24 protein-coding genes are annotated in these 25,333 nt (G+C 62.8%); 12 read left to right on the forward strand and 12 right to left on the reverse strand.

Going from position 1 to position 25,333, the window contains the following annotated elements; translation table 11 throughout:
- The coding region (locus AB1555_18135) for a DDE transposase (GenBank protein MEW6248607.1) at window positions 1-114 on the forward strand (114 nt) is incomplete at its 5' end.
- 457 nt (window positions 115-571) lie between these two features.
- Here the strand turns inward: AB1555_18135 and AB1555_18140 are convergent.
- The 4 genes from AB1555_18140 to AB1555_18155 all read right to left on the reverse strand — a co-directional run bounded on the left by AB1555_18140 (window position 572) and on the right by AB1555_18155 (window position 3,248).
- Window positions 572-814: a DUF4926 domain-containing protein gene (locus AB1555_18140; protein ID MEW6248608.1), complete on the reverse strand. Its 243-nt coding sequence runs from the start codon at window positions 812-814 to the stop codon at window positions 572-574.
- 53 nt (window positions 815-867) lie between these two features.
- Window positions 868-1,245 (reverse strand): helix-turn-helix transcriptional regulator, encoded by a 378-nt coding sequence (locus AB1555_18145; GenBank protein MEW6248609.1) that lies wholly within the window; start codon window positions 1,243-1,245, stop codon window positions 868-870.
- The gene (locus tag AB1555_18150; protein ID MEW6248610.1) at window positions 1,242-1,541 is read right to left on the reverse strand and encodes a type II toxin-antitoxin system RelE/ParE family toxin; all 300 of its coding nucleotides are present in this window, start codon (window positions 1,539-1,541) and stop codon (window positions 1,242-1,244) included. Before AB1555_18150 ends, AB1555_18145 begins: the two co-directional genes overlap by 4 nt.
- A 261-nt stretch (window positions 1,542-1,802) precedes the next feature.
- Entirely contained in the window at window positions 1,803-3,248 is a 1,446-nt protein-coding gene (locus AB1555_18155) for a DegQ family serine endoprotease (GenBank protein ID MEW6248611.1), read from the reverse strand.
- A 375-nt stretch (window positions 3,249-3,623) separates the two neighbouring features.
- Between AB1555_18155 and AB1555_18160 the strand changes: the two genes are divergently transcribed.
- On the forward strand, window positions 3,624-4,064 hold the full coding sequence (locus tag AB1555_18160; protein MEW6248612.1) for an Hsp20/alpha crystallin family protein: 441 nt from the start codon (window positions 3,624-3,626) through the stop codon (window positions 4,062-4,064).
- A 349-nt stretch (window positions 4,065-4,413) separates the two neighbouring features.
- Here the strand turns inward: AB1555_18160 and AB1555_18165 are convergent, their stop codons facing one another.
- The 8 genes from AB1555_18165 to AB1555_18200 form a co-directional block, all read right to left on the reverse strand.
- A complete protein-coding gene (locus AB1555_18165) occupies window positions 4,414-5,793 on the reverse strand; it encodes a tryptophanase (protein MEW6248613.1) in 1,380 nt (459 codons plus the stop codon).
- Window positions 5,790-6,752 (reverse strand): hypothetical protein, encoded by a 963-nt coding sequence (locus AB1555_18170; protein MEW6248614.1) that lies wholly within the window; start codon window positions 6,750-6,752, stop codon window positions 5,790-5,792. Before AB1555_18170 ends, AB1555_18165 begins: the two co-directional genes overlap by 4 nt.
- A 115-nt stretch (window positions 6,753-6,867) precedes the next feature.
- A complete protein-coding gene (locus AB1555_18175) occupies window positions 6,868-8,109 on the reverse strand; it encodes a patatin-like phospholipase family protein (GenBank protein ID MEW6248615.1) in 1,242 nt (413 codons plus the stop codon).
- A gap of 73 nt (window positions 8,110-8,182) precedes the next feature.
- Entirely contained in the window at window positions 8,183-8,962 is a 780-nt protein-coding gene (locus tag AB1555_18180) for an enoyl-CoA hydratase (GenBank protein MEW6248616.1), read from the reverse strand.
- A gap of 18 nt (window positions 8,963-8,980) precedes the next feature.
- The gene (locus AB1555_18185; GenBank protein ID MEW6248617.1) at window positions 8,981-10,204 is read right to left on the reverse strand and encodes a 3-hydroxyacyl-CoA dehydrogenase; all 1,224 of its coding nucleotides are present in this window, start codon (window positions 10,202-10,204) and stop codon (window positions 8,981-8,983) included.
- A 112-nt stretch (window positions 10,205-10,316) separates the two neighbouring features.
- Window positions 10,317-11,507, reverse strand: a complete 1,191-nt coding sequence (locus AB1555_18190) for a thiolase family protein (GenBank protein ID MEW6248618.1) — start codon at window positions 11,505-11,507, stop codon at window positions 10,317-10,319.
- 21 nt (window positions 11,508-11,528) lie between these two features.
- The gene (locus tag AB1555_18195; GenBank protein ID MEW6248619.1) at window positions 11,529-13,241 is read right to left on the reverse strand and encodes a long-chain fatty acid--CoA ligase; all 1,713 of its coding nucleotides are present in this window, start codon (window positions 13,239-13,241) and stop codon (window positions 11,529-11,531) included.
- A gap of 53 nt (window positions 13,242-13,294) precedes the next feature.
- Window positions 13,295-14,038, reverse strand: coding sequence for an iron-containing redox enzyme family protein (locus AB1555_18200; GenBank protein MEW6248620.1), 744 nt, complete (start codon window positions 14,036-14,038; stop codon window positions 13,295-13,297).
- Window positions 14,039-14,357: 319 nt separating this feature from the next.
- Here AB1555_18200 and AB1555_18205 point away from each other — a divergent pair, with 319 nt between their 5' ends.
- From AB1555_18205 to AB1555_18250, 10 genes are all read left to right on the forward strand, one after another.
- Window positions 14,358-14,930 (forward strand): VOC family protein, encoded by a 573-nt coding sequence (locus AB1555_18205; protein ID MEW6248621.1) that lies wholly within the window; start codon window positions 14,358-14,360, stop codon window positions 14,928-14,930.
- 35 nt (window positions 14,931-14,965) lie between these two features.
- Entirely contained in the window at window positions 14,966-16,072 is a 1,107-nt protein-coding gene (locus AB1555_18210) for a homogentisate 1,2-dioxygenase (GenBank protein MEW6248622.1), read from the forward strand.
- A complete protein-coding gene (locus AB1555_18215) occupies window positions 16,069-17,070 on the forward strand; it encodes a fumarylacetoacetate hydrolase family protein (GenBank protein MEW6248623.1) in 1,002 nt (333 codons plus the stop codon). Before AB1555_18210 ends, AB1555_18215 begins: the two co-directional genes overlap by 4 nt.
- On the forward strand, window positions 17,067-17,822 hold the full coding sequence (locus tag AB1555_18220) for a hypothetical protein (protein ID MEW6248624.1): 756 nt from the start codon (window positions 17,067-17,069) through the stop codon (window positions 17,820-17,822). The genes AB1555_18215 and AB1555_18220 overlap by 4 nt, the downstream gene beginning before the upstream one ends.
- Window positions 17,823-17,999: 177 nt before the next feature.
- Complete coding sequence (locus AB1555_18225; GenBank protein ID MEW6248625.1) at window positions 18,000-19,001, forward strand: thiamine pyrophosphate-dependent dehydrogenase E1 component subunit alpha; 1,002 nt, start codon at window positions 18,000-18,002, stop codon at window positions 18,999-19,001.
- Window positions 18,998-19,987, forward strand: a complete 990-nt coding sequence (locus AB1555_18230; GenBank protein ID MEW6248626.1) for an alpha-ketoacid dehydrogenase subunit beta — start codon at window positions 18,998-19,000, stop codon at window positions 19,985-19,987. Before AB1555_18225 ends, AB1555_18230 begins: the two co-directional genes overlap by 4 nt.
- Window positions 19,988-20,104: 117 nt before the next feature.
- Window positions 20,105-21,271 carry a dihydrolipoamide acetyltransferase family protein gene (locus AB1555_18235; protein ID MEW6248627.1) on the forward strand — a complete coding sequence of 389 codons (1,167 nt, stop codon included), beginning with the start codon at window positions 20,105-20,107 and terminating at the stop codon, window positions 21,269-21,271.
- A 146-nt stretch (window positions 21,272-21,417) separates the two neighbouring features.
- Window positions 21,418-22,605 (forward strand): thiolase family protein, encoded by a 1,188-nt coding sequence (locus AB1555_18240; GenBank protein MEW6248628.1) that lies wholly within the window; start codon window positions 21,418-21,420, stop codon window positions 22,603-22,605.
- Window positions 22,606-22,691: 86 nt separating this feature from the next.
- A complete protein-coding gene (locus AB1555_18245) occupies window positions 22,692-23,591 on the forward strand; it encodes a 3-hydroxyacyl-CoA dehydrogenase NAD-binding domain-containing protein (GenBank protein ID MEW6248629.1) in 900 nt (299 codons plus the stop codon).
- A 44-nt stretch (window positions 23,592-23,635) separates the two neighbouring features.
- Window positions 23,636-25,231, forward strand: a complete 1,596-nt coding sequence (locus tag AB1555_18250; GenBank protein ID MEW6248630.1) for a methylmalonyl-CoA mutase family protein — start codon at window positions 23,636-23,638, stop codon at window positions 25,229-25,231.
- Window positions 25,232-25,333: the final 102 nt, after the last annotated feature.

Genomic DNA, 25,333 nt, shown 5'->3' on the forward strand with positions numbered 1-25,333 from the left:
TTTGCATGGTTGCAATGGAAGCGGCGCTTACTGATTCGCTGGGAATACTACGCCACCAACTTCCTGGGTTTTGTGCAACTCGCTTGCATCGCCATGCTACTCAAGCAATTTTGAGATAGGTTCTACTTTGGTTGAAAAGAACAAACGCGGACTGCTGGAGGATACGGTGCTTGACGTTTTCTGTGAGAAATTCTCTCGATGGCTTGAAGAAAAGAGAATCCTAACCGTGGAGTCCTGAAGAGGTACACTCCGAGGCGCACCGCTCGCGCTAGGGCACTGTCACTCCCGTTGCTTGTCCCTCTCCGGCACGCCGGCGGCGGCCGCTGCCTCGTGTTTCCTCCCGGAAATGTGCGTTGGCTCTCCTCTACCGGTGAGAGAGCCAACTTCATTTCCACAAAGGAGGAAAGAGGAGGGCCTCAACGATCTTGAGGCCCTCAAGGCCAAGGAGTGGATCGCCGCGCACGCCCTCACACGCTGAGGGCCTTCATGTGAAGCCTCCGGTCCCTGGGGGCTTCCCTTCTCCATCGATTAAACTTTGCCGTGGCGTTTGAAAATTGGTTGCGCGAGATGCCTAGGCGACATTCAGCGGGCGAGCGCACAGCACTTCGTCGTTGCGGAGGGCTTCTAGGGCAGTTGCAGGCACGGCGGTAACGGCGATGGTGTCGCTGACGGCATTAAAGACCTCAATCGAGTCCCCTTCTGTGCCGTCGGGCGCAATATGATGGTCTACCAGTTTCAGGATGTCGCCCCGTCGGAGCCGGTGCTCCAGCAGATCGCGCGTCAACGCCACATCCGTGTACAGCTCAAATTTCATCGTGATATACCCCGGTTATCAGGAATCATGGACCAGTCGCATTCCTTTCTTGATCATAGCGGTCTCCCGGACCGAGGTCCCGCAACCGAAAGCGATCGACTCGCCACCTTTGCGCGGACCGTGCCGTATCGCCGGCCGCGAGGAGCTTGGCGCACCCTGACTTCTACATCTTGTCCCAGTAAAGAGAGAAAATGAACCAGGCGTTCGACCGAGAATCCGGCCATCTGTCCGGCCAATAACTTGGACACCTTGGCTTGATCGATTCCGAGGCGAGCGGCTGCCTCCACCTGCTTCCATCCTCGGCCTCTGATCGTTTCCTGAAGCGCCTGCAGTAAACTGCTTTTCAGAATCAGCTCAGCGGACCGTTGTCCGGAAAACCCGACGTCCCGAAAGATGTTCCCCGTGCCCTTCGTCACACGCGCGCGTTTCATAGACCTTCCTCCCTTCTCCACTTCAGCAGATCCGCATATCGGCTCTTGCCGAGTTCTACATCGGCTCTCGCCGTTTTCTGCGATCGCTTCTGAAAGACATGGAGGACGTACACCGCTTCTTCGAACTTGGCCACATAGAACACTCGATACGCGCCGCTGTCGTCCCGAACTCGAATTTCTTGCACCCCGGGTCCGATCGTCGGCATCGGCTTCCAGTCATCCGGCTCTTTCCCCTGTTGGACCTTGAATAACTGAAATCCGGCCGCTTCCCGCACACTGTCCGGAAGCCGTCGCAGATCTTCCCGTCATGTCCCGACGAAATGAACCGGCCTCATCCACCCCCATGCTATGCCAAAAGTGGCATACGCGCAAGAAGCCCGCTGAGTTTTGCTCAGCGGGCCTCTGACGGCCCGATCCCGGAACAATCAACAGGCCGACCCTTCAGTAGAGAAATATGGGGAAGCCGTTGCAACAGCGAGCCCTTGACAAACCTACGTATTTGTACGCTCTGAAACGAGGGAAGGGAGGGGCGACGTCTTCTCTCCCCGATGGCCGGATCACGACCCAACCGACAGGAAGACCGTGGCCCCGTCGCGTTTTACCAGCAGCAGGATGCGCTTGCCCGGAGCGAGCTCATTGCTCGCTCGCTCGAAGTCCCGAAGGGTCTTGATCGGCTTCCGATCGATTTCCCGGATGATGTCGCCCGGGCGCAAGCCGGCACGATCCGCCGGGCTTCCCGGTTCCACGTCCACAACCAGCACCCCTGCTTCTTTCCGTCCCGACCGCCCGCGCATGGTCGGCGGCACTTCGTCCACCGCGACTCCTTCCAGCGGGTGTTCCATGTGCTCTCCTTCAGGACCCGCGCGGGCGACCGGCTCGGCGGGCATTTCGGTGACGGTGACAGCCACCTCCTGCGTCCGGTTTCCGCGCAGAACGGAAAGCGCGACCGTCGTGCCCAGCTTGGTCTCGGCGACCAGCATGCGCAGATGCGCGGCGTCTTTGACCGGCGTTCCGTTATAGGCGGCAATCACGTCGCCGCGTCGAAGCTTCGCCTTGCCGGCCGGACCGTCTTCCAGGACATCCGACACCAGCGCGCCTTTCGCCGTCTCCGACAGACCGAACGCACGGGCCAGATCCGGCGTCAACTCCTGGACCCCGAGTCCCATCCACCCGCGGATCACCCGGCCGTGCTCAAGCAAGCTGGTCATGACGCTCTTGGCCATGTTGCGGGGGATCGCGAACCCAATGCCCATGAATCCGCCGGTCGGGGAAAAGATCGCGGTGTTGATCCCGATCAGCTCCCCCTTGAGGTTGACCAGCGCCCCGCCGGAATTGCCCGGGTTGATCGCGGCGTCGATTTGAATGAAATCCTCGTAATCGACGATGCCGACGTTCGCCCGCCCCACCGCGCTGATGATGCCCATGGTGACGGTCTCGTTCAGCCCGAACGGATTGCCCACGGCCAGCACGACTTCCCCGACGCGCAGGCGGCTGGAGTCCCCCCACGGCAACGTCGGCAGATTCGTCGCGTCGATTTTGATGACGGCGATGTCCGTGCGGGCGTCGGTGCCGACGACTTTCGCTCTGAATGTGCGCTTGTCGGCCAACAGGACCTGCACTTCCGTGGCGTCCTGCACCACGTGATTATCGGTCACAATGTAGCCGTCCGGGCTGACGATCACGCCCGAGCCCTGCCCTTGTTCGGGCGGCGGAAAACCCCGCTCGAACTCCTCGCCGAAAAACCGCCGCGAGTAGGGATCTCCGAACGGCCCGCCGCGAGCCTCCGGCCTGAAGGTCGAAGAGATATTGACCACCGCCGTTTTGGCCCGGGCGGGTGCGTCGATGAACGCTTCGTTGATGGCTAAACCCGTCGGCGTCGTGACAGCGCCGGCCGGCGCTGCGCCTCCGGCCTGCTCGGGCAGCAACACACACGTTTGGGCCGCCAGCCCGATGCATAGAAAGACGACGATCCGGCGCAGCCCATTCACCAGTCGCGCCCGCATACCTGCCCTCACCATTCCGCGTCCGCCCATCGTCATCCCTGCGGAAACGCGCCGGCATACACCGGCTGTGGGCGGCCGGTTGTGCGATTGTCCTTATATATTTTTTAAGTAAGCAGGCCCCGCGAACGGTCAAGAATCCCAGGCCGCTCCCGCCTCCGTCCTGCCCGGTTCGCGCTCGCGCCGCGCGCTCTTGACCGGTCACAGGGCATGATTATGTTCAGAAGCGGAACTTGGCGAGCTGGATCGGGACGGTGAGCGTCGTTCCGGCAATTACCGGCGACGTCCGGTCTCCACCGTTCCCCTTTTCGCTGGAGTCCTTTCGTTTCGATCCTCCTTGCCGATTTCCGATCTTCATGAGAAAGGAGGGATGCCGCTATGACGTTGGTCCCGTATGTGCCGAACTTGATGCGACTCCCATTCGAAAGCGAGATCGATCGGCTCTTCGAAGAGGCGGTCCGCGCGGTGACCTCTCGGGTGAGCGTCTGGATTCCGCCCTGCAACGTCTACGAGGATGACAACAGCTTCTATGTCCAGGCCGTCATCCCCGGCTTGGACGTCAAGGACGTTGACCTCCGCGTTCAGGACGGAATGCTCACTATCAAAGGCGAGCGGAAAGGCCCCTCCTTGGAAACGGGTCAAGCTCCATGGCTCGTTCATGAAATCGAGGAGAGTTCCTTCTCTCGAGCCTTTGCGATTCCGTCCCACGTGGACCATGCGCAGGCTACGGCCTCTTACAAAGACGGGATTCTCACCGTCGCCTTCCCTAAGAAGGAGGAGGCCAAACCGCGTCGGATCCTCATCGAAGAGTGCAACTGATGCGGGTGTCCATCTGAACCCGGGCGCCACCGCCGCCGGTGGCGCTCTTCTTATTCGACCGGTGATCAGGATGCAGATGATGCCGTGCGCCGTACTTGTCGACCTCGGACATGATGGGCCAGAGACTGGTCGCTCAACGGATTACTCAGCGCCTGAGACAACGGCCCTCGGGGACATACGAGAGTCGAGCAGGAGAGGGCAGTGCGTCCCCTCCTACCTTGATCCGAGAAGCCGCGTGGCTGTGGGCGAGTTCAATGTGCCGACCGGCCTGTCGGCGCCTTCCATCGAAGCCTGTAGAAGCAAGCCGGTGTAGCCGGCATGCACCGGCTACGGGAAACCCTTGTGGCGATCAGGCCGGCATTTCTTCGAACCGTGCGGTGAAGTGGCGCAGGACAGGGGCTTCGTAGGTCATGGTGAGGCCGCGGATAGTCTCACGGTTGCGGAAGAGCTCGATGATGGACTCGGCGACATAGGTGATCTGCATATTCGTATAGACACGCCGTGGGATGGCAAGGCGGACCATTTCCAATTCCGGATGGATCGTTCGGCCGGTTGCCGGGTCCTTCTTACCGAACATCACGGTGCCGATCTCCACGCCGCGGATGCCGAATTCCCGGTACAGGGCCACACAGAGGGCCTGAGCAGGAAATGCCGACTGCGGGATGTGCGGCAGGAACTCCTTGGCGTTTAGATAGACCGCATGCCCGCCGACCGGCTTCAAGATCGGCACGCCGGCCTGGTCGAGCAGCTCGCCCAGATAGCGCACCTGGCCGATCCGGAATCCCAGATACTCCTCGTCCAGCACTTCCTTCAAGCCTCTGGCCATCGCCTCCAGATCGCGGCCGGCCAATCCGCCGTAGGTCGGGAACCCCTCGACGAGGATCAACATGTTCGTAATGTCCTGGACCCAGTCGGCATTGTTCAGGCTGAGGAATCCACCGATATTCACCAACCCATCCTTCTTGGCGGACATCGTGCACCCGTCGCCGTAGCTGAAGAGCTCGCGTGCGATATCCTGAATCGATTTCCCCTGATACCCCGGCTCTCGCTCCTTAATGAAAAAGCAGTTTTCCGCGAAGCGGCAGGCGTCGAAGAACAGCGGGATGCCATAGCGCCGACACAGCTCGCTTGTCGCGCGGATGTTGGCCATCGACACCGGCTGGCCACCGCCACTGTTATTGGTGATCGTGATCATGACGAGCGGGATGCGGTCGCGCCCCACTTGATTGATCACTTCCTCCAGCCGCACGAGGTCCATATTCCCCTTGAAGGGGATGTCGCAATGCGGATCGTAGGCTTCCTTGACGACTACGTCGAGCGCTTCGGCTCCCTGGTGCTCGACATTCGCGCGGGTGGTGTCGAAATGGATGTTGTTGGGCACGCACATGCCGGGCTTAACCACGGTCGAGAACAACAGGTTTTCGGCCATGCGGCCTTGGTGAGTGGGAATCACATGGCGGTAGCCGAAGATGGACCTCACTGTCTCTTCAAAATGGTAGAAATTCCTGCTGCCGGCGTAGGATTCGTCGCCCAGCATCAGGCCGGCCCATTGGTTGTCGCTCATGGCCGAGGTGCCGCTGTCGGTGAGCAGGTCCACATAGACGCTCTCGGCGGGCACTTTGAACAGGTTGTAGCCGGCCTCGCGCAACAGGCGGTCCCGCTCTTCGCGCGTGGTTCGGCGGATCGGCTCGACGACTTTGATCTTGAACGGCTCGGACGGGAACTTCATGAGGCGTCTTTCCTGAGTCGCGCCAACTGCGCCTTGAACGCCTTCGCCCCTTCGTACTCGAACACGTAGCGCGTCATGTCGAACAGCGGCGCGGGATCGAGGTCCCGGATGAGGTCCGGCTTCCAGGTGATCTGAAGCTTGTTGATCATGGTGATCGGCGTCGGTTTGCCGACCATCCCTAACGGGACCTGCCCGTAGGTCTGCGAGAAGATCAGGATTTCGCCGTCGAACATGGCCGCGTTGATATCCTGCGCAGCGCCCTGCTTCCGGTAATCCTCTTCCAGCCGCTGGAACATCGGCGAGCGATCGAGATCCTCGCGAAAGGCGTAATAAATCTTGATGCCGGCCCGGTGCTGGTCGTCCATGACCTGGATCGCGTCCGCCACCAGGGAAGCCCGGTGCATCTGGTCCTTCGTCAGAATCAACAGCCGCCGAATCGTCACATTGCGACGCACCGCGGCTTGGTTCGCCAACAGATAGTTGGGATAGAGCGCCTCGCCCTTCTTCCAAATGTTCCACCGCTCCATGATGGCGTCCACCGACCGCTCGGCCGTTTCCATGAGCCGAACGGCTTCGGCGTTGGCGGCCGCCCCTTCATAGACCAGGGTCTGGGATTCGAGCTGACGCAGCTCGCGACCGATGGCTTCGACCTTCTTCGGAATGTAGCGGGGATTTTTCGGGACATGCAGCATCACGTCCACGGCGGTCAGGGCCAGGTTCCAATATTCCTTGGCCGCCGCCGGCGCTTTGTCCTTCTGGGCCACCAGCAGCAACTCCACCGGATTCTTGTCCAACAGCTTGGCGATCGTGATGCAGACCTCGGGCTTCGGGACTTTGAGCCCCCGGCGCATGAGATTCGCCTCGGGCTGCGCGATCCCGAGCTTTTCGGCGAGCGCGTAATCGCTGCTCAATCCATACCGTTCTTTGACCGCTTCGAGATAACTGGCGATCTCCGTCACGCCTGCCTCACCAAAGGCCGATCATAACACGAAGAATCAAATGCCTCGTCCTCCGCCGACGACGGAACTAAACGGGATGATGCCCTCTCCAACCGGCCGGTCCTGTGCGCCGCGCTCATCCCTTCCCGGGTCGCTGATCGGCCTTGCACAAGGCGGCCTCGGCAGGCTCGACACCGACGGGGACGACTCTGACCGGATGCTGCGGCAGGCCGGAGGCGGCCTCGCCCCGATCGAGCCGCGCCATGCGTTGCTTCGCCAGGTCATCGAATCGAGCGAGGGACAAGGCAATACCATGACGAGCGAATTGCGCCACCAGCTCGTTGCCCCGCTCTCTCACCAACGTCACGACCGACCTATACCCGGCGCAGAGCAGCAGCACCCGGTCCTGGTAGGTCAAAAAGCTTCGTTCAAACAAGAGCGCGTCGTGAGAGGTCGGGGTCATCACCAACAGATCTTTATCGGGATGGCTGCGCTCGAACAATTCCTGGGCTTGGGAAAACCGCACGTCGAAGTTGATGCGAGAAGCCTGCTCGCCGATGGCCAAAAATCCCCTGTCCCGCAGACAGGCCTGGTGCGACGGATGCGCCGAAGCGCCACGCGTCGATCGCGGGAGCTGAACTCTGACCATCGGATTGATCACGACCATGAAACCGATGTGTTTGGCGACCGCCAGGTCGAAGAAGGCCAGACGTCCGATTCCGGCATCGATATAATCGCGTCCATCGATTCGAACGGGACAAAAATAGATCGGCACGGCCGAGGAGGCGGTGACGGCTCTGGAGATCGAGACTTCCCGCCAACCCTCGTCGCCGAAGATCACGCAGTCCCCCGTTTCGAGATCGATCGCGGGAATGTACAGTTCGCGGCGCAATTCCGCGAACGTATCGGAGAGGCCCTTGGCGCGAAACGTTCGTTCCAAGTACCGGGCGAACGGCTTCAAGGTATAGATGCCGCTCGGAAGCGCCTCCTGGGCTTTGTCCATGAGATCGATCAGGGTCATCTCCGGGTAGTGACGGACATACATTTTGAGCAAGGGAATCAGTTGCCGGATCGCCCGGGGGAAGGTCTTGAGTCCTTCGCCGAAGGCGGGCGCGAAGATATCCCGGTGGTCGAAATAATACGGCCGCGTGCTCGACAAGTTCGTCTCCAGGATCTCTTGCGGCTTGACGCCGTTCGCGATGAGCGAGGCCGCCGCCGAGCCGGCGCTGACGCCGACGTACAGATCGAAGTCGTTGACCGTGAAGCCCCCGTCGAAGAGGTCGTCCAACGCCGTCAAGGCGCCGATCTCGAAGAGGTAGCCGGTGAACCCGCCCCCCGCCAACGCCAGCGCTCGTTTCGTCGTCCCCTCCGGTCCCATGATCGCTTTCCGTCCCAAATCGCCCGTACCCTTGCCGATCCTCCGTCCCCCCGACCGTGAGCCGCGTGCTCTCTCACCGATCCGTAAAACGAGGCTGCCGCTTTTCCAGAAAAGCGGCGAGCCCCTCCTTCCTGTCCTCCGTCTCGCAGAGCGTGCCGAACAGACGCGCCTCCAAGGCCAAGGCCTGGCGCACATTCAGCTCGGCCCCTTCCCGGACCGCTCGGAGCGCCGCCCTGACGGCCGCCCGGCCTTTTGAGGCGATCTTGCGCGCCAACCCCCGCGCCTGACGGAGCAGATCGTCCGACGGAATCACCTGGGACACCAATCCCAAGACCTTCGCCTCCTGCGCGGAGATGATGTCTCCGGTGAGAATCAGCTCCGTCGCTCTGGATCGACCGATGAGCCGAGGCAGGCGCTGGGTGCCGCCCATGCCCGGCATCATCCCCAGATTGATTTCCGGTTGGCCCAGTCTCGAGCCCTCCGCCGCCAGCCTGATATGACAGCACATCGCCAGCTCCAGGCCCCCGCCGAGACAGGCTCCGTTGATGGCGGCGATGACCGGTTTTTCGAAGGCTTCGATCTTGTCCACTATCGCCTGCCCGCGGAGCGCCATCCGTTCACCCTCCTGCGCCGATGCGATCGCAGCCAGTGCACGGATGTCGGCCCCGGCGATGAAGAATCGACCGGCTCCGGTCAGGATCACGGCCTTGACCGCGTCGTCCTTGGCCAGGCCGTCGAACGCGGCTTCCAGCTCGTCCAGCACTTGGACCGTCAGCGTGTTCGCCGGAGGATAGTTGATGGTCAGCGTCGCGACGAACTCTTCCACCGAGCAGGAGAGCATGCCGTTGGCCATCGCCGTCATGACCTCACCTCAATACACAAAGAATCCTCGCCCCGCGATCTGGCCGGTGAATCCGGCGTCCACCATGCGGCGCAGCATGGGCGCCGGCCAGAACCGCGGACCGAGGCTGTGCGCGAAGTCCTCCAATTCGTGGAGCACCTGGTCCATGCCGAGCCGGTCGGCGAAATGCAACGGCCCTTCCTTGTCGACCGGGAACCCGATTCCGGCGACCATCGCGAAATCGATGTCGCGCGCGGAGGCGATCCCTTCTTGCAAGGCTGTCACGGCCTCGTTCACCATCGCCAACAGAAGCCGTGATCGCGTCCATCGCGTGCCGGGCGCGCCCGTTTCCTCCCGCACCCGCCGGATCACAGTGTCGAGACCCTGCTCACGGCCCCCTTCTTCCTCGCTGACATAGTCGTAGAAGCCGTGACCGGCTTTGACGCCCGATCGCCCCGCCTTGACCAGCGCTTCCAGCAACGGAGCCGGGGTCATGCGAGGCCCATAATGGCGATGGAGGATCCGTGCGACTTCCAGGGAGATATCCAGCCCGACGGTATCCAGCAGGGTGAACGGCCCGACCGGCATCCCGAAGGCGACCATTTCTTGATCGATGTCTTTGACCGGCGCCGCGCCTTCCTGCAGGCAGAGAATCGCTTCGTTCAGATAGGGCATCAGCAGACGATTGACGAGAAAGCCGGCGCATTCCTTCACCACGACCGGCGTCTTCCGGATGCTTTCCGCAAAGCCGACCATGTCGTCCACCGTTTGAGGGTCGGTGGCGAGACCGGGAATGATCTCGACGAGAGCCATGGCATAAGCCGGGTTGAAAAAGTGCAAGCCCACCACCTTGCTTGGCCGGCTCGTGGCGGCTCCCAGCGCCGAGATGGAGAGCGCCGACGTGTTGCTGGCCAGGATTGCGCCGCGCGGGCAGATCTGATCCAACTCATGGAAAACCTGCTTCTTCAGCTTCATATCTTCCGGCACCGCTTCGATGACCAGATCGACCTGGTGAAGGCCGGCAAGACCGGACGCGGCCGTGACCAGGAGCATTTTTTCCTCGAGCTGTTCGGGCGTCATCTTGCCCTTGTTGACGCGGGCCTGATACAAGGCCCGCACGGATTCCCGTCCGCGCTGCGCCAACGTCTCATTGACGTCGGCCAGCACAACCGGCACGCCGGCCATGCTGACGACCTGCGCGATCTGCGCGCCCATCGTCCCGGCTCCCACAACGCCGACGGTGTAGATGTACATGGCTCAGTTCGCTAGCCTCGCGCGCGACCGGCGAGACGTGCACGGAACGTTTCGTTTACAGCCCGACGCTTTGGCGCATCTCGCGTTTCCCGACTTTCGCACGATTCGCGCATCAGAGGCGTTCAAGGACCATCGCCGCGCCTTGCCCGCCTCCGACGCACATGGTCACCGCGCCGAGGGACGCGCCGCGCCGCCGCATCTCGTGGAGGAGCGTGAGGACCAGGCGCGTCCCGGTCATCCCGACCGGATGACCCAGCGCGATGGCTCCGCCGTTCACGTTCACGATCTCCCGTTTCAGTCCCAACAGCCGTTCGACCGCCAGGTACTGCGCCGCAAAGGCCTCGTTGACTTCGATCAATTCCAGATCGGTCAAACTCACGCCCGCCCGCTTGAGCGCCGACGGCAACGCTTCCACCGGTCCGATTCCCATCCGGGTCGGCTCCACCCCGACGAAGGCGTATCCCCGGATCCGCCCCATCGGCCGGAGTCCCAGATCGCGCGCCCGGTCCGCGGACATCACGAGCGCCGCCGCCGCCCCGTCGTTGAGCGGGCAACTGTTGCCCGCCGTGACCGTGCCGCCCTCTTTGAAGATGGGCGGGTAGAGCGCGAGCTGCTGTTCGGTCAATCCGGGGTTCGGTCCTTCGTCCTGCGCGAACACAGTCGGCGCGACATCACGGCCGGCGACCGTTTTCGGGATCGAGATCGGAAGGATTTCTTCCTTGAACTTCCCCTCTCGGACGGCCTTGAACGCGCGACGATGGCTTTCCACGGCGAACCGATCCTGCTCTTCGCGGCTGATGCCGAACTCTTCGGCCAGATTCTCGGCGGTCCGGCCCATGAGCTGGCCGCAAAACGCGTCGGTCAGCCCTTCCCAGATGCTGTCGATGAACTCGGCGTGCCGCAGGCGCTTCCCCCACCGCATATCGCGCGACACGAAGGGCGCGCGGCTCATGTTCTCCACGCCGCCCACCACCTGCACGTCGGCGTCGCCGCTCCGAATGTTTTGGCAGGCGTTCACAAACGGTTGCAGGCCCGAGGCGCAGTTGCGCTGAACCGAATACGCCGGGAGACGAATCGGCAATCCGGCCATGAGCGCGATCACCCGGGCGACGTTGTAGGCGTCGCTGGTCTGCCCCACGCACCCGACAATCACTTCCTCGACCAGCCCCGGATCGAGGCCGGCTCGGGCGAGGGTCTCGCGCACGACCAGTTCGCCCAGCTTGTGGGCCGGGATATCCTTGAGCGCCCCGCCGAAGTTCCCGATGGGCGTCCGGACTCCTGTGACAATGACGATTTCTTTCATGACGATCCCCGTTCCGGCTCTTCACCCGACTTTGCGCTGAGCGGCCGCCGCGTCGTTCGCGCGGATGTGTTCGTCGCGCAGCAGGCGGCGGAGGACCTTCCCCACCACCGTTCTGGGCAGTTCGGAGCGGAACTCGACGGCCGTCGGGACCTTGAACCGGGCCAACGACCGCCCGCAGTGTTCGATCAGTTCCTGCTCGGTCACGGACCGTCCCGATCTGGCGACCACGTACGCCCTGATCGCCTCTCCATAAAGAGGGTGGGGGATGCCGATGACCACGGCATCCCCGACGGCCGGATGCTGCAGCAGCACCTCTTCCACCTCCCTCGGGTACACGTTCTCGCCGCGGGAGATGATCAGGTCCTTCTTCCGATCCACGACAAAGAAAAAACCCCGGTCGTCCCGCCTGGCGATATCGCCCGTGCGGAGCCAGCCGTCGCACAGCACGGCCTTGGTTTCCGCTTCGTTGTTCCAGTACCCGCGCATCACCTGCGGGCCGCGCACCATCAATTCGCCGATGTCGCCGATCGGCACGTCCCGTCGGCCGGTTTCCAGATCCACGATCCTGGCGTCCGTGTCCGGGAACGGGAGCCCCATCGACCCGCGCGGGTGTTCGCCGTAGATCGGGTTGCAATGCGTGACGGGCCCCGCCTCGGTCAGGCCGTACCCTTCGGAAATCCTCACGCCGGTGAGCCGTTCGAACCGGTCCTGTACCTCCGCGGGCAGGCCGCTCCCTCCGCTCAGGCACACGCGCAGGGACCGGAAGTCGTATCGGCGGGCCTGCGGGAACTCGCTGAGCTTGGAGAACATCGTGGGGATGCCGGAAAAGACCGAGATCCGGTCGCGTTGGATCGCGCGGAGCACGTCGACGACCTGGAAGCGCGGGAGGAGGACGATGGAACATCCGGTCATGACGGCCAGGTTCTGACAGGTGCTCAATCCATAGGCGTGGAAAAACGGAATGACTCCGAGAAAGACTTCGCTTCCCTCGCGAAAATCGGGCACCCAGTACCGGCACTGGAACGCGTTGGTGACGATATTGCGGTGCGTCAGCATGACACCTTTGGGCGTGCCCGTCGTTCCGCCGGTGTATTGAAGCTGCGCGAGGTCATCCGGTCCCGGTTTCGGCAGGGCCGCCTGACCGGGCACGGACGTCCGATCCAGCAGGTCACGGAAATCATAGACCGGCGGCCGTGTGTCGATGCGAATCCAGCGGCGATTGAGCATGGCCTTGAAGGGATAGAGCAGGCGCGGGACCGGCGGGAGAAAGTCCCGGACGCTCGTCACAATCGTGCGCTTCGGAAGTCCCGTATGCCGCCGGACGTCCTCGAGACGCGGGAAGAACTGGTCCAACACGACGAGGGTCTCGCTGCCGGAGTCGGCCAATTGAGCCTCGATTTCCCTCGACACATACAGCGGATTGGTCGGCACGACGATCGTTCCGGCTTTCAGCGCCCCGTAATAGGCGATGAGCGACTGCGGGATGTTCGGCAACATGAGGGCCACGCGATCTCCGGGCCGCACCCCCAGAGCCATCAGCGCCAGCGCAAACCGCGTGCTCAGTGCGTCGAATTGGCGGAAGGACACACGCCGGCCGTAGAAGATCCACGCGGGGTGTTCGGGAAATCGCGTCGCGGATCGACGCGGCAGGTCCCCGACCGTCCAATCGGGATACCGGCAGGAGGGTGGAACGCCCGGATCGTACTCACGGAACCAGGGCTGCAGCATCCGCATCCTCGCTGGCTCAGGCGCCGGCGCCTCGTCACGACGGCGACGCTCATGACGGGCTATGCCGCCCCGAGCGCGGTGGGTGTGTGTCGCGAACGACCCGCTTGGCGTCTGTTCTCCAACCCCATCCAAAATCCTTCGAGGTAGTCCAACACGGCCTTCACGCCCTTGCGGAAATCTTCCTTTTCCTTCTCGGACATGCCGGCCCCGTCCGGGCCGGTCGCCCCTTCGACCGCAGCCACGGCGTGTTCCATGGCCTCTTCGTGGGCGGACTCGAGCTGGCGGTGGAACGTGAAATAGGTCATGTCCATGCGGGGATATCGCTCCCGCTTGAGCCGGGTGAGACCCGGGATCAGATGGTCCCACATCGTGATCGCCATGTTCTCCAATCCGAAAGAGGCACCGAGCGCCGTGGCGTGATTGCCGTCGCTGTAAAGCCGTTCCATGCCTTCGATGTAGGCGCGCGTCGAGGGCAGCATCGGCCGGGTCATCGCCTCATGCACATCGATGCCGACCGAACGGAGAAAATCGCGATAGAGCAGTTCATGCCGATTCCTCGTCTGGCCGTCGCCCAGTTCCGAATACAGGACCTTCGTCAGCTCATCCGCCACCTTTTCGTCTTCCGTGTTGACCAGTTGCGACACCAGGATCTTCGGAAAGAACCTCGCGAAATTGTAGAACTCGACCGCGAACTCCCGAAACTCCTCGTCCGTCATATCGCCGAGCCGAAAGCGATCCAGATACGGGTTATTGATCGCTCCATGACGGAGGACTTCGCTGCGCATCTGCTCGTAGAACGTCATGACCCACCTCCCACTCCGGTCCACAACGTCGGAATGACCGCGCCTCTCCGCTTCGCGCGTCCGAGCTGTTCCAATAATATACCTTTTATATTATTTGCGCAATCCGCAAAACAGACCGTTCAATCCTTATCTGGACTGCATTTTTGCGCCATCCATCTCAATCTCCGCCTCTGTAATCCGACAACGTTCCATCAATTTGATATAAACTCTCTATTGCACAATAGAGTTACTATGTTATACTCCGCCTGTATCCACGACCATCACCCACGACAGGCGGACCGTGGGTCGGGTCCGCCGAGGTTGAGGAGGAGGCGCCGTTATGAAAGGATCAATGGGTATCGATCACATCACGCTGTGCGTGGAGAACCTGGACGCCGCAGAGTACTTGTTCACCAAGATTCTGGGGTTCGAAGTGATCTGGTCGGCGCGGGATGTCGGAAGCGACAAATCCAGCATGGATACCGTCGTCGTGCAGCGCGGTAACGCCAAGATCGCGCTCATGCAGGGGCGAGACAAGGTCGTCAAGTCCCAGATCAACGAGTTCATCGAGAAATACGGGCAAGGAGTCCAGCACATCGCCATGGAAGTGGACGACATCGAGGCGGTCTGCCGAGAATGGGAGGCCCATGGCGTGAAGTTCAGCGGTCCTCTGAAGGAAGGACGGGACGGTTTCGGCCCCCTGAAGCAGCGGTTTACGTACCCGCTCTTTCCCGGCAGCGGCCTCTTCTTCGAACTGACCCAACGCCAGCACGGGAACGAGCAGTCGAAGACGTTCGTGCGGGGCACGGTCGAAGCGCTCTATAAGGATATCGAACGCGACCAGATCAGCGGCGTCGAACAAACGATCATCGACTACGAATCCTGTCCGGTCTCATTCAAAAAGACCGCCTGAGCGTGCTCGGCGCCGGCGAGAAGGGGGAGGCCGCGATGTATCTCGTGAAGAAAGGCAAGGTTCCGAATCAAGCTCACGTGGGCATTCCGGAAGGCTTGTGCGAGGAGGAACACGGGCGCCAAGGATTCAGCGGCCCATCCTCGCATCTCTATCGGACCCATCCGCCGACCGGCTGGGTGAGGATCGAAGGCCCGCTCCGGCCCCGCGCGTTTACCTGCGCGGCTCTTTCCACCCCAGACCAACGTTCGGCGAAGGCGAGCCCGTTGGAGATCCTTCGCAGCCCGGATGCCAGCGTCTTTCTCTCGCGTCGATCCGAACCGATGACCTATTTCGTCCGCAATTCGGACGGCGACGAAGTCCACTTCGTGCACAGCGGGCGTGGTCGTTACGAGACCGATTACGGCTGGCTCGCGTATGAGCCCGGCGATTACATCATCATCCCCAAAGGCACGACGTACCGGACCCTCGTCGAATCGACCCCATCCTTGTTTCTGATCGTCGAGACTCCGGAGCCCGTCACCCTGCCCGACCGGGGCATGCTCGGTCAGCACGCGCTCTTCGACAAAGGCGTGCTGGTCCCACCGGAACTGGACTCAGTCCGAGACGGCGGAGAGCGGCGCGAGTGGGAAGTGCGGATCAAGCGCCACGGGGAGTACACGAAGGTCTTCTATCCTTTCTATCCCATGGACGTGGTGGGGTGGAAGGGCGACCTCTGGGTCGCCAAGCTCAATGTCCGGGACTTCCGTCCCGTGACGAGCGCGCGATATCACCTGCCGCCCAGCGTGCATGTCACGTTTCAGGCCGGCGGTACGCTGTTTTCCACGTTTGCCCCGCGCCCGCTGGAGAGCGATCCCCAGGCGCTTCGCGTCCCGTTTTATCACCGGAACATGGACTATGATGAAGTCTTGTTCTACCATCAAGGCGACTTCTTCAGCCGAGCCGGCATCGGGCCCGGTATGCTGACCTTGCATCCCCAAGGCATCCATCACGGACCTCAACCGCAGGCGGTCGAGGCGAGCACAACCAAGACCCACACGGACGAAGTGGCCATCATGATCGAAGCGCGCCGGCCCTTCCTCGTGACGCCGGCCCTGGAATCCGTCGAAGTCAAAGACTATGCGTTGAGCTGGAGCCGCCGATGAAGTTGTACAGCTTTGAAGTCCGTACGCCGGTCGGCACGTTTACCCGTGTCGGCGCGCTGCTCGGCCAGAAGCTGGCGGACTTGAACATGGCCTACGCCCGGATGCTGGCCGATCGGAACGAAGCGCAGCCCTATCGGCTCGCCAACGCGGTGGTCCCGGCGACCATGCTGGAGTTGCTCGAAGGCGGCGCTTCGGCCATGGCCGCGGCCAGGCAGGCCCTCGACTATGCGGGCAAGCTGGGCGATCAGGCGCTGGGTCCCCAGGGAGAAACGATCGCCTATTCCGCCGGGAACGTGCGGATCATCGCCCCTCTGCCGAATCCGCCGTCGCTGCGCGATTTCATCGCCTTCGAAGAGCACATCGCCGCCACGTCCAGGAAACGGGGACAGCCGATTCCGCCCGAGTGGTACAAGGCCCCCGTCTACTACAAGGGCAACCATCGGACGATCATCGGTCCGGACGAAGACCTCCCGTGGCCGCTTCAGACGACGAAGTTGGACTACGAGTTGGAACTGGCTTGCGTGATCGGCCGGCGAGGGCGGGACGTGCCCGAGCGGGAGGCGGCGGACTATATCGCCGGCTATACGATCATGAACGACTTCAGCGCCCGCGATATCCAGTTCCAGGAGATGGCCTGCCGGCTGGGTCCCGCGAAAGGCAAGGACTTCGCGACGGCCATCGGCCCCTGCCTGGTGACGCCGGACGAAATTCCCGATCTCGACGCGCTCATCATGATCGCAAGGGTCAACGGAGAGGTCTGGTCCCGAGGTCGGTTCGGCACCATCCACTGGTCGTTCCCGCAAATGATCGCCCATGTGTCGCGCGGCGAGATGGTCTATCCCGGGGACCTGTTCGGATCGGGCACGGTCGGGGGCGGCTGCGGCCTGGAACTGGATCGCTTCTTGAATCCCGGCGATGTGGTCGAACTGGAAATTCAGCCCATCGGCGTGCTTCGGACGCGCATCGTGAAACAACCGGAGCGGGAGAACGCATCATGAGTGTACACGTGACGGACGACCGAACCCTTGGAGAATTGATCGAGCGCCATCGGGCCCTGTACGACGGGCCGGACATCGAGTCCAAATTGAAACACATCATCCGCGACGGCCCCCAATCCAAACTGTCCGACTGGGACATCCATCGACTGTTGCGGACCGCCCGCTGCGTGTACTTCGACACGCACGTCGAGATGGTCTCCGGACACCACACCGCGACGTATCTGCGGTTCGAATCCATCGCGCGCATTCCCCAATTGATCCGGCTGATCGCGCGCGACATGGCGGACTGGGTCAGGCTGACCTTTCAGCGCGACCCGATCACCGGCATCGTCGCGACGACGTCGGCGGCCGAACTCCTGGCCGAAGGGATCGCCGATATTCTGCACGACAAAATGCGGCTGCGGGTCACCCTGACGCCCTACAACCCGGAGACCGGCAAGATCGGCACGGAGATCAGGACTGGCGCCATTCGCACGGGGGAGCGGTTCGTCGCCTTGAACGACGTGACGACGCGCGGGAATTGCGTCAGCAAGCTGGGGAACGTGATCACGGATCACGGCGGCATCCTGGCGGGCATGATGGTCTTCGCGCGGCGGGACAGCGGCCAATTTCCGTTGATGCAGGAACTCGTGCAGCAGTATCCCTTTTACTACGCGGCCGACCTCGACATGCCGCAGTGGGAGCCGGACCAGTGCCCGCTGTGCCGAGCCCAAAAACCGCTGCTGTCATGGAAGGAGATGCCCGAATTCTAGCGAACAGCCGGACCGGCGCATTCGATTCGACACGATCATGAAGAGCCGGCGGCTCAAGCGAAGCTTGGTATGATGGATCAAGAAATCCCAGTGGGTTGAGGACTCTCTCCGGCGCCGGCTATTCGAGACGACGAAAAAGAGGCGCCGGCTCAAGCGAAGCTTGGTATGGAGGTCATCATGGATCTCGCCGTGGTCGCGAAGGAGATCAAAAAGGACGATCTGCTCCAGATGTACTACTACCTCCGGTTGACCAGAACGCTGGAGGAACGGATCACGGCTCTGTACCGACAAGGCCGGATCATGGGCGGGGTCTACACCAGTCACGGGATGGAGGCGATCGCGGTCGGCTATGCCTCCGCCTTGGAACGAGACGACATCATCGCACCCTATCACCGGGACATGGGCGCGTTTCTCATCCGCGGCATCACCCCGGGCGAGGTCATCGCCCAGTATTTGGGCAAGCGCACCGGACCGACCAAGGGAAAGGACGGGAACGTCCACATCGGCGACCTGAAGCGCGGGGTCATCGGGTTCGTCAGCCATCTGGCCGACAACCTGCCGGTGGCGACCGGCGCGGCGCTGGCGTTCAAAATGCGCGGCGAATCGCGCGTGGTCATCACCAACACGGGCGACGGCGGAACCAGCCGGGGCGATTTTCACGAAGCCCTGAACTTTGCCTCCGTGCGGAAGCTGCCGGTCGTCTTCTTCTGCAACAACAATCAATACGCCTACTCGACGCCGCTCCATCTTCAGATGGCGATTCGCGACGTGGTCGAGCGCGCCAAGGCCTATGCCATGCCCGGCGAGATCGTGGACGGCAACGACGTGGCGGAGGTCTACCTGGCCGCCAAGCGCGCGATTCAGCGGGCCAGGTCCGGCGAGGGGCCGACCTTCATCGAAGCCAAGACGATGCGGATGCACGGGCATTCGGAGCACGATTCGGCCAAGTACGTGCCGCGCGAGTTGTTGGAGGAATGGAAGAAGAGGGACCCGATCATGAAGGCCGAGCAGATGCTCAAACAGCTCGGTTACGGCGACAAGGCGACCTTGAAGGAAATCGAAGAACGGGTGAAGAAAGAGGTCGAGGCCGGTGTGGAGTTTGCGGAACAGAGCCCGCTCCCGGAAGGACGGGAAGTGCTGGACGGCGTGTTCGCAACGGAAGATGAGGTGCAGCCATGACGACGGCTGCCGCGCAAGAAGTCACCTATCTGGAGGCGATCTCGCAGGCGCTGGACGAGGAAATGGCCCGAGACGAACGGGTCTTTCTCATGGGCGAAGATATCGGCCCCTACGGCGGGGCCTTCCGCATCACCGAGGGATTCCAGAAGAAATACGGCGAGTGGCGGGTCCTGGACACGCCGCTCTCCGAGTCCGGCTTCGTCGGCGCGGCGATCGGCGCCGCGATGATGGGGATGCGGCCGGTTGTGGAAATGCAGTTCGCCGATTTCATCTCCTGCGCATTCGATCAGATCACGGAAGTTGCGGCCAAGAACCACTACCGCTGGGGCGCCGCGGTACCGATGGTGATCCGGGCCCCGTTCGGCGGCGGCGTGCACGGCGGCCCCTTCCACTCAGAATGCCCGGAAGGATGGTTCTTTCACTCGCCGGGGCTGAAGATCGTGGCCCCCTCGACGCCGTACGACGCCAAAGGCTTGCTGAAGGCCGCGATTCGCGACCCCAATCCGGTCATCTATTTCGAGCACAAGTTTCTCTACCGCCGGATCAAGGCGGTGCTCCCGCAAGAGGACTTCATCGTCCCGATCGGAAAAGCCGAGGTGAAACGGACCGGCGGCGACATCACGGTCGTGACCTACGGGGCGACGGTGCACCTCGCGCTGGAGGCGGCCGAGCTGTTGGTCAAGGAAGGGATCGATCTGGAAATCGTGGACCTCCGGACGCTGATTCCGCTCGACAAGGAGACGATCTTCGCCTCGGTGCGCAAAACCAGCAAGGCCATCATGCTGCACGAGGACAACAAGACGGGCGGCATCGGCGCGGAAATCGCCGCGTTGCTGGCGGAGGAATGCTTCGACTGTTTGGACGGGCCGATTCTCCGCATCGCCGCGCCCGATACCCCCGTGCCGTTCAGCACGCCGCTGGAAGAGTATTTTCTCCCGAAGGTCGGCGACATCGTCGCCGCGGCACGGAAGTTGGCGGCGTACTAGAAGACGTGACGCGTGAAGCATGACGGGTGATATGTGAAACGTTATGAGTTCAACTGTTCGGCTCGTGTCCACTTCTAACCCATCACGCATTACGCATCGCGCATAACGAGGGTTCCCGTGGCCACCGACATCATCATGCCCCAACTCGGAGAAAGCATCGCCGAGGGAACCATCATTAAATGGATGATCGCGCCCGGCGGCCGGATCGAGAAGGACCAGCCGTTGTTGGAAGTGGAGACCGACAAGGTCTCGCTCGAAATCCCCTCCCCGGGCACGGGCGTGCTGAGCGAAGTGCTGGTGCAGGCCGGCCAGACGGTGCCGATCGGCACGCTGCTCGGGCGGCTGGAAAGCGAACAGCCCTCCGCCGGCGTCATCAACCGCGTCGGCGGCGTGGTCGTCCGTCCGATGGAATCGCCCGGCGCCGGACCAGATCACTACTCCCCGGCCGTCAGACAACTGGCGAAGGAACACGGCGTAGACCTGTCTCAGGTCCCCGGCACCGGCGCCAGCGGCCGGGTGACCAAGAAAGATGTTCTGGACTTCGTGGCTCGTCGGACCGCGGACCGCGGACCGCGGACCGCAGAGGCGCCTTCTGCGGGTGAAGAGATCCTGCCGTTAACCCAGATGCGCAAGACCATCGCCGAGCGGATGGTGAAGAGCAGGCAGACGTCGGCCCATGTGGCCACCTTCTTCGAGGCGGACTTCAGCGCAATCGCCAGATTCCGCGAGGCCCTTCACCAGGGCTCAGGGCAGGGCCACTCACTGACCTACGTCCCGTTTGTGATCAACGCGGTCACGCGCGCGATCAAGGTCTTCCCCATCCTGAACTCGTCGTGGGGGGACCAGGGGATCATCATCAAGAAAGACGTCCATATGGGGATCGCGGTCGCGCTGGAGGACGGGCTGCTGGTGCCGGTCGTCCGCCATGCGGATCGGAAGGGGCTCCAGCAGTTGGGCCGGGAAGTGGCCGATCTGGCGGAGCGGGCCAGGACCAAGAAACTGAACCCCGAGGAGGTGCAGGGAGGCACGTTCACGATCACCAATCACGGCGGGTTCGGGAGCCTCTTCAGCACGCCGATCATCAACCAGCCGCAGATTGCCATTCTCGGCGTCGGGGCGGTGCAGAAACGCGCCGTCGTGATCAACGATGCGATCGCGATCCGGCCCATGTGCTATCTCAGCCTGTCGTTCGACCACCGGGTGATCGACGGCGCGACGGCCGATCAGTTCATGGCCAAGGTGAAGCAGTACCTCGAACAGAGCGAATGGGAGAAGTTGCTGTGATGAACATGCGGGGCCTGTCACCGACCGGCCGGTCCGTGCTCGCACCCCGCCCGGTGTAGGGACCCCGCTCCGCGCGGACGGGCGCCCAGGTCGGCGCCACCCGCATGTTCGGCATATTGGTTGGTGGAAGGCTCATGGAGAGTGTGATGAAGACACGGCAAGCCGTCATCGTCAGCGCCGTACGGACCCCGATGGGGAGTTTCAACGGCGTCTTCAGCCCCGTCCCGGCCACCAAGCTGGGCAGCATCGCCGTCGCCGAAGCCCTGAAACGGATCGACCTGCCGCCGGAGCGGGTGGACGAAGTCTTCATGGGCTGCGTCTTGAGCGCCGGATTGGGACAGGCGCCGGCCAGACAGGCCGCCATCGGCGCCAAGATTCCGACCTCCGTCGGCGCGACGACCGTGAACAAGGTCTGCGGCTCGAGTTTGAAGACCGTCATCATGGCGGCCCAGGCCATCGCCGCCGGCGACGCCCGTATCGTGGTGGCGGGCGGCATGGAAAGCATGACGCGCGCGCCCTATCTCTTGGAGAAGGCCCGCCAAGGCTATCGGCTGGGTCACGCCGAATTGATCGACAGCCTGGTCAAAGACGGGCTGTGGGACGTCTATCACCAGTTTCACATGGGCAACGCAGGCGAGCTGTGCGCCGCCAAATACGGGCTGACCCGCGCCGAGTTGGACGACTTTGCCCTCGAAAGCTACCGCCGCGCGCGGGAGGCCATTGCGACCGGGGCGTTCAAGCGGGAGATCGTCGCGGTCGAGGTTCCGCAGAAGAAGGGCCCGCTGCTCACGGTCACGGAGGATGAAGAGCCCAACCGCGCGGACCTCGGCAAGCTGCGAAGCTTGAAGCCGGTGTTTCAGGAGGACGGCGTGCTCACCGTGGGAAACTCGCCGTCCTGCAACGACGGCGCGGCGGCGCTCGTCGTGATGGCCGAGGACGAGGCGGCCGCCCTCGGGCTCAGGCCGATGGCCAGGATCGTCGGGTATGCGGGCGCGGCGCTGGCACCCGAATGGTTCACCATTGCACCGGTCGAGGCCGTCAAACTCGTGCTGAAGAAGACCGGCCTGGCGGTGAGCGACATCGACTTGTTCGAGATCAACGAGGCCTTCTCCGCCGTGTCCGTGGCGATCAATCGGGAGTTGGGGCTGGATCCGCGGAAGGTCAACGTGAACGGCGGCGCGGTGGCGCTGGGCCATCCCATCGGCGCAACGGGAGCGCGGATCCTCACGACTTTGCTCTATGCCATGGAGGCTCGAGGCGCCCGGCGCGGACTGGCCGGCCTCTGCATCGGCGGCGGCGAAGCGCTGGCGATGATAATAGAACGTGATACGTGAAGCGTGAAGCGGAATTAGCTGTTTCTTTGCTCGCAACTCGAGTCGTCACGCATCACGCGTGACGCATCACGCTTCACGGGTATATCATGACGCTCGACGACATCAAGACGATCGGCGTTGTCGGCGCCGGGCAGATGGGACGGGGGATCAGCCAGGTCTTCGCGACGGCCGGCTACCAGGTCCTGCTGATCGATGTGGCCGAACCGGCGCTCGAAGAGGCGCTGAAGAAGATCCGCCAGGGCGTCGAACGGGCCGTCGAGCGCGGCAGCCTCACCCGGCACCAGGCGGGCAGCGTCATGACGTTGATCCACCCCATGACGGTCCTGGATCGGCTTCGCGACGCCCAGCTCGTCGTCGAAGCCATTCCGGAAGATCTCGCGGTCAAGCAGGAGCTCTTCACGCAATTGGATCGCGTGTGCCCGCGCGACACCATCCTGGCCAGCAATACCTCGTCCATCTCCATTACGAAGCTCGGCGCGGCCTCGGGCCGCCCGGACCGGGTGGTCGGACTGCACTTCATGAATCCGGCGCCGGTGATGCGGCTGGTCGAAGTGGTGCGCGGCCTGGAAACGACCGAGCACACCATGAACCTCGTCCTCGACCTGGTCCGGCGTCTCGGCAAGACGCCGGTGGTGTGCAAGGACGTGCCGGGGTTCATCGTGAATCGAGTCCTCATCCCCATGATCAACGAAGCCGCCTTCGCGCTCGAAGAGGGGGTCGGCACGGCCGAAGACATCGATCTCGCCATGACCGCCGGCGCGAACCATCCCGTAGGTCCGCTCGCGCTGGCCGATCGGATCGGCTTGGACACCGTTCTGGCGATCTGCGAAGTCCTCCATGCGGATCTCGGCGATCCCAAGTTCCGGCCCTGTCCGCTGCTGCGCAAGTACGTCGAAGCGGGATGGTGGGGCCGCAAGAGCGGTCGTGGGTTCTACGTGTATGAGGCGAGTGGCGAGAGGCACGAGGCAACGAGCAACAAGACCTGACCTTTTGCCTCGTGCCCCGCGCCTCAAACCGAAGGAACGAAGCGATGCAAGAGCGCAAGCCACGATTCACGTCGATTTCGGGACTGGAGATCCATCGCGTCTATACCGGCGATGACCTCAAAGACTGGGCGCCGGACGCCGATCTCGGCGCGCCGGGGGCGTTTCCCTTCACCCGCGGCGTGTATCCCACCATGTACCGAGGCCGGCTCTGGACCATGCGCCAGTTCGCCGGCTTCGGCAGCGCGGAGGACACGAACCGCCGTTTCAAGTACCTGCTCCAGCACGGGCAGACCGGCCTGAGCGTCGCCTTCGACATGCCGACGCTCATGGGGATCGACGCCGACGATCCGCGGGCGCACGGCGAAGTCGGCTATTGCGGCGTCGCCATTTCCTGCCTCCCCGACATGGAGCGGCTGTTCGAAGACATCCCGCTGGATCAGGTCACGACCTCCATGACCATCAACGGTCCGGCGGCCGTGATCTTCGCCATGTACCTGGCGGTGGCGGAGAAACGCGGGATCCCCTTGGAGCGCCTCGACGGGACGCTCCAGAACGACATTCTGAAGGAATACATCGCGCAGAAGGAATGGCTGTTTCCGCCCGAACCGTCGCTCAGGCTCATCACGGATACGATCGCCTATTGCGCCAAGTCCGTCCCCAAGTGGCACCCGGTCAGCATCAGCGGGTATCACATCCGCGAGGCCGGCTCGACGGCGGTGCAGGAACTGGCCTTCACGCTCTACGACGGCCTGACGTACGTGGACGAGGCGGTGAAGGCCGGGCTGGCGGTGGACGAGTTCGCGCCGCAGTTGTCGTTCTTCTTCAACGTCCACAACGACTTCTTCGAGGAGATCGCCAAGTTCAGGGCGGCCCGGCGGCTGTGGGCGCGCGAGATGGATCGCCGGTACCATCCCAAAGATCCCCGGTCGCTCCAACTCCGGTGCCATGCGCAGACCGCCGGCTGCTCGCTCACCGCGCAGCAGCCGATGAACAACGTCGTCAGGACGACGCTCCAGGCCCTCGCCGCGGTGTTGGGCGGCACCCAATCGCTCCACACCAACTCGATGGACGAAACGCTGGCCCTGCCGACGGAGGAGGCGGTCAAACTGGCCCTGCGGACGCAGCAGATCATCGCCCACGAGAGCGAAGTGACGAATACCGTGGACCCTCTGGGCGGCTCGTACTATGTCGAGGCGCTCACCAATCGCCTCGAAGAGGGGGCGCGCGAGTATTTTCGCAAACTGGACGCCATGGGCGGCATGGTGAAGGCCATCGAACGCGGATATCCGCAACGCGAAATCCTCGAGGCCTCGCAGCGCTACCAGCGCGAGGTGGAGCAGAAAGAGCGGATCATCGTCGGCGTCAATGAGTACGTCGAACAGCAGGCTGACCCGATCCCCATCCTCCGGATCAGCCCGGAGGTGGAGCGGGAGCAGGTGGCGCGGCTCTCCGATCTCCGCAAGGCGCGCGATTCCTTCAAAATGGCCGGCGCGTTGGAAGAACTGCAGGAGGCCGCCGCCTGCAGCGAGAACGTAATGCCGTACCTGGTCGAGGCGGTGAAGGCGAAGGCAACCCTGGGCGAGATCTGCGCGGCGCTCAGGGAAGTGTTCGGGACGTATCGGGAGCCGGTGGTGTTGTGAGCGGGAAGGCGCAGGTCCTGTCGCCGACCAGCCGGGGACCCGTTGCTGTTTTTCCAATGCAACGGGTGCACACTCGCACCCCGCCCACACCCGCCGGGCGGG

The organism is Nitrospirota bacterium (assembly GCA_040755395.1).
Classification (GTDB): domain Bacteria; phylum Nitrospirota; class Nitrospiria; order Nitrospirales; family Nitrospiraceae; genus DATLZU01.

Bases quoted from the DNA above. Each gene is read 5' to 3' on its own strand.
- AB1555_18140 (MEW6248608.1), bottom strand. From the start codon at position 814: ATGAAATTTGAGCTGTACACGGATGTGGCGTTGACGCGCGATCTGCTG.
- AB1555_18145 (MEW6248609.1), bottom strand. From the start codon at position 1,245: ATGAAACGCGCGCGTGTGACGAAGGGCACGGGGAACATCTTTCGGGAC.
- AB1555_18155 (MEW6248611.1), bottom strand. From the start codon at position 3,248: ATGCGGGCGCGACTGGTGAATGGGCTGCGCCGGATCGTCGTCTTTCTA.
- AB1555_18160 (MEW6248612.1), top strand. From the start codon at position 3,624: ATGACGTTGGTCCCGTATGTGCCGAACTTGATGCGACTCCCATTCGAA.
- AB1555_18165 (MEW6248613.1), bottom strand. From the start codon at position 5,793: ATGAAGTTCCCGTCCGAGCCGTTCAAGATCAAAGTCGTCGAGCCGATC.
- AB1555_18175 (MEW6248615.1), bottom strand. From the start codon at position 8,109: ATGGGACCGGAGGGGACGACGAAACGAGCGCTGGCGTTGGCGGGGGGC.
- AB1555_18180 (MEW6248616.1), bottom strand. From the start codon at position 8,962: ATGGCCAACGGCATGCTCTCCTGCTCGGTGGAAGAGTTCGTCGCGACG.
- AB1555_18185 (MEW6248617.1), bottom strand. From the start codon at position 10,204: ATGTACATCTACACCGTCGGCGTTGTGGGAGCCGGGACGATGGGCGCG.
- AB1555_18190 (MEW6248618.1), bottom strand. From the start codon at position 11,507: ATGAAAGAAATCGTCATTGTCACAGGAGTCCGGACGCCCATCGGGAAC.
- AB1555_18195 (MEW6248619.1), bottom strand. From the start codon at position 13,241: ATGCGGATGCTGCAGCCCTGGTTCCGTGAGTACGATCCGGGCGTTCCA.
- AB1555_18200 (MEW6248620.1), bottom strand. From the start codon at position 14,038: ATGACGTTCTACGAGCAGATGCGCAGCGAAGTCCTCCGTCATGGAGCG.
- AB1555_18205 (MEW6248621.1), top strand. From the start codon at position 14,358: ATGAAAGGATCAATGGGTATCGATCACATCACGCTGTGCGTGGAGAAC.
- AB1555_18210 (MEW6248622.1), top strand. From the start codon at position 14,966: ATGTATCTCGTGAAGAAAGGCAAGGTTCCGAATCAAGCTCACGTGGGC.
- AB1555_18215 (MEW6248623.1), top strand. From the start codon at position 16,069: ATGAAGTTGTACAGCTTTGAAGTCCGTACGCCGGTCGGCACGTTTACC.
- AB1555_18220 (MEW6248624.1), top strand. From the start codon at position 17,067: ATGAGTGTACACGTGACGGACGACCGAACCCTTGGAGAATTGATCGAG.
- AB1555_18225 (MEW6248625.1), top strand. From the start codon at position 18,000: ATGGATCTCGCCGTGGTCGCGAAGGAGATCAAAAAGGACGATCTGCTC.
- AB1555_18230 (MEW6248626.1), top strand. From the start codon at position 18,998: ATGACGACGGCTGCCGCGCAAGAAGTCACCTATCTGGAGGCGATCTCG.
- AB1555_18240 (MEW6248628.1), top strand. From the start codon at position 21,418: ATGAAGACACGGCAAGCCGTCATCGTCAGCGCCGTACGGACCCCGATG.
- AB1555_18245 (MEW6248629.1), top strand. From the start codon at position 22,692: ATGACGCTCGACGACATCAAGACGATCGGCGTTGTCGGCGCCGGGCAG.
- AB1555_18250 (MEW6248630.1), top strand. From the start codon at position 23,636: ATGCAAGAGCGCAAGCCACGATTCACGTCGATTTCGGGACTGGAGATC.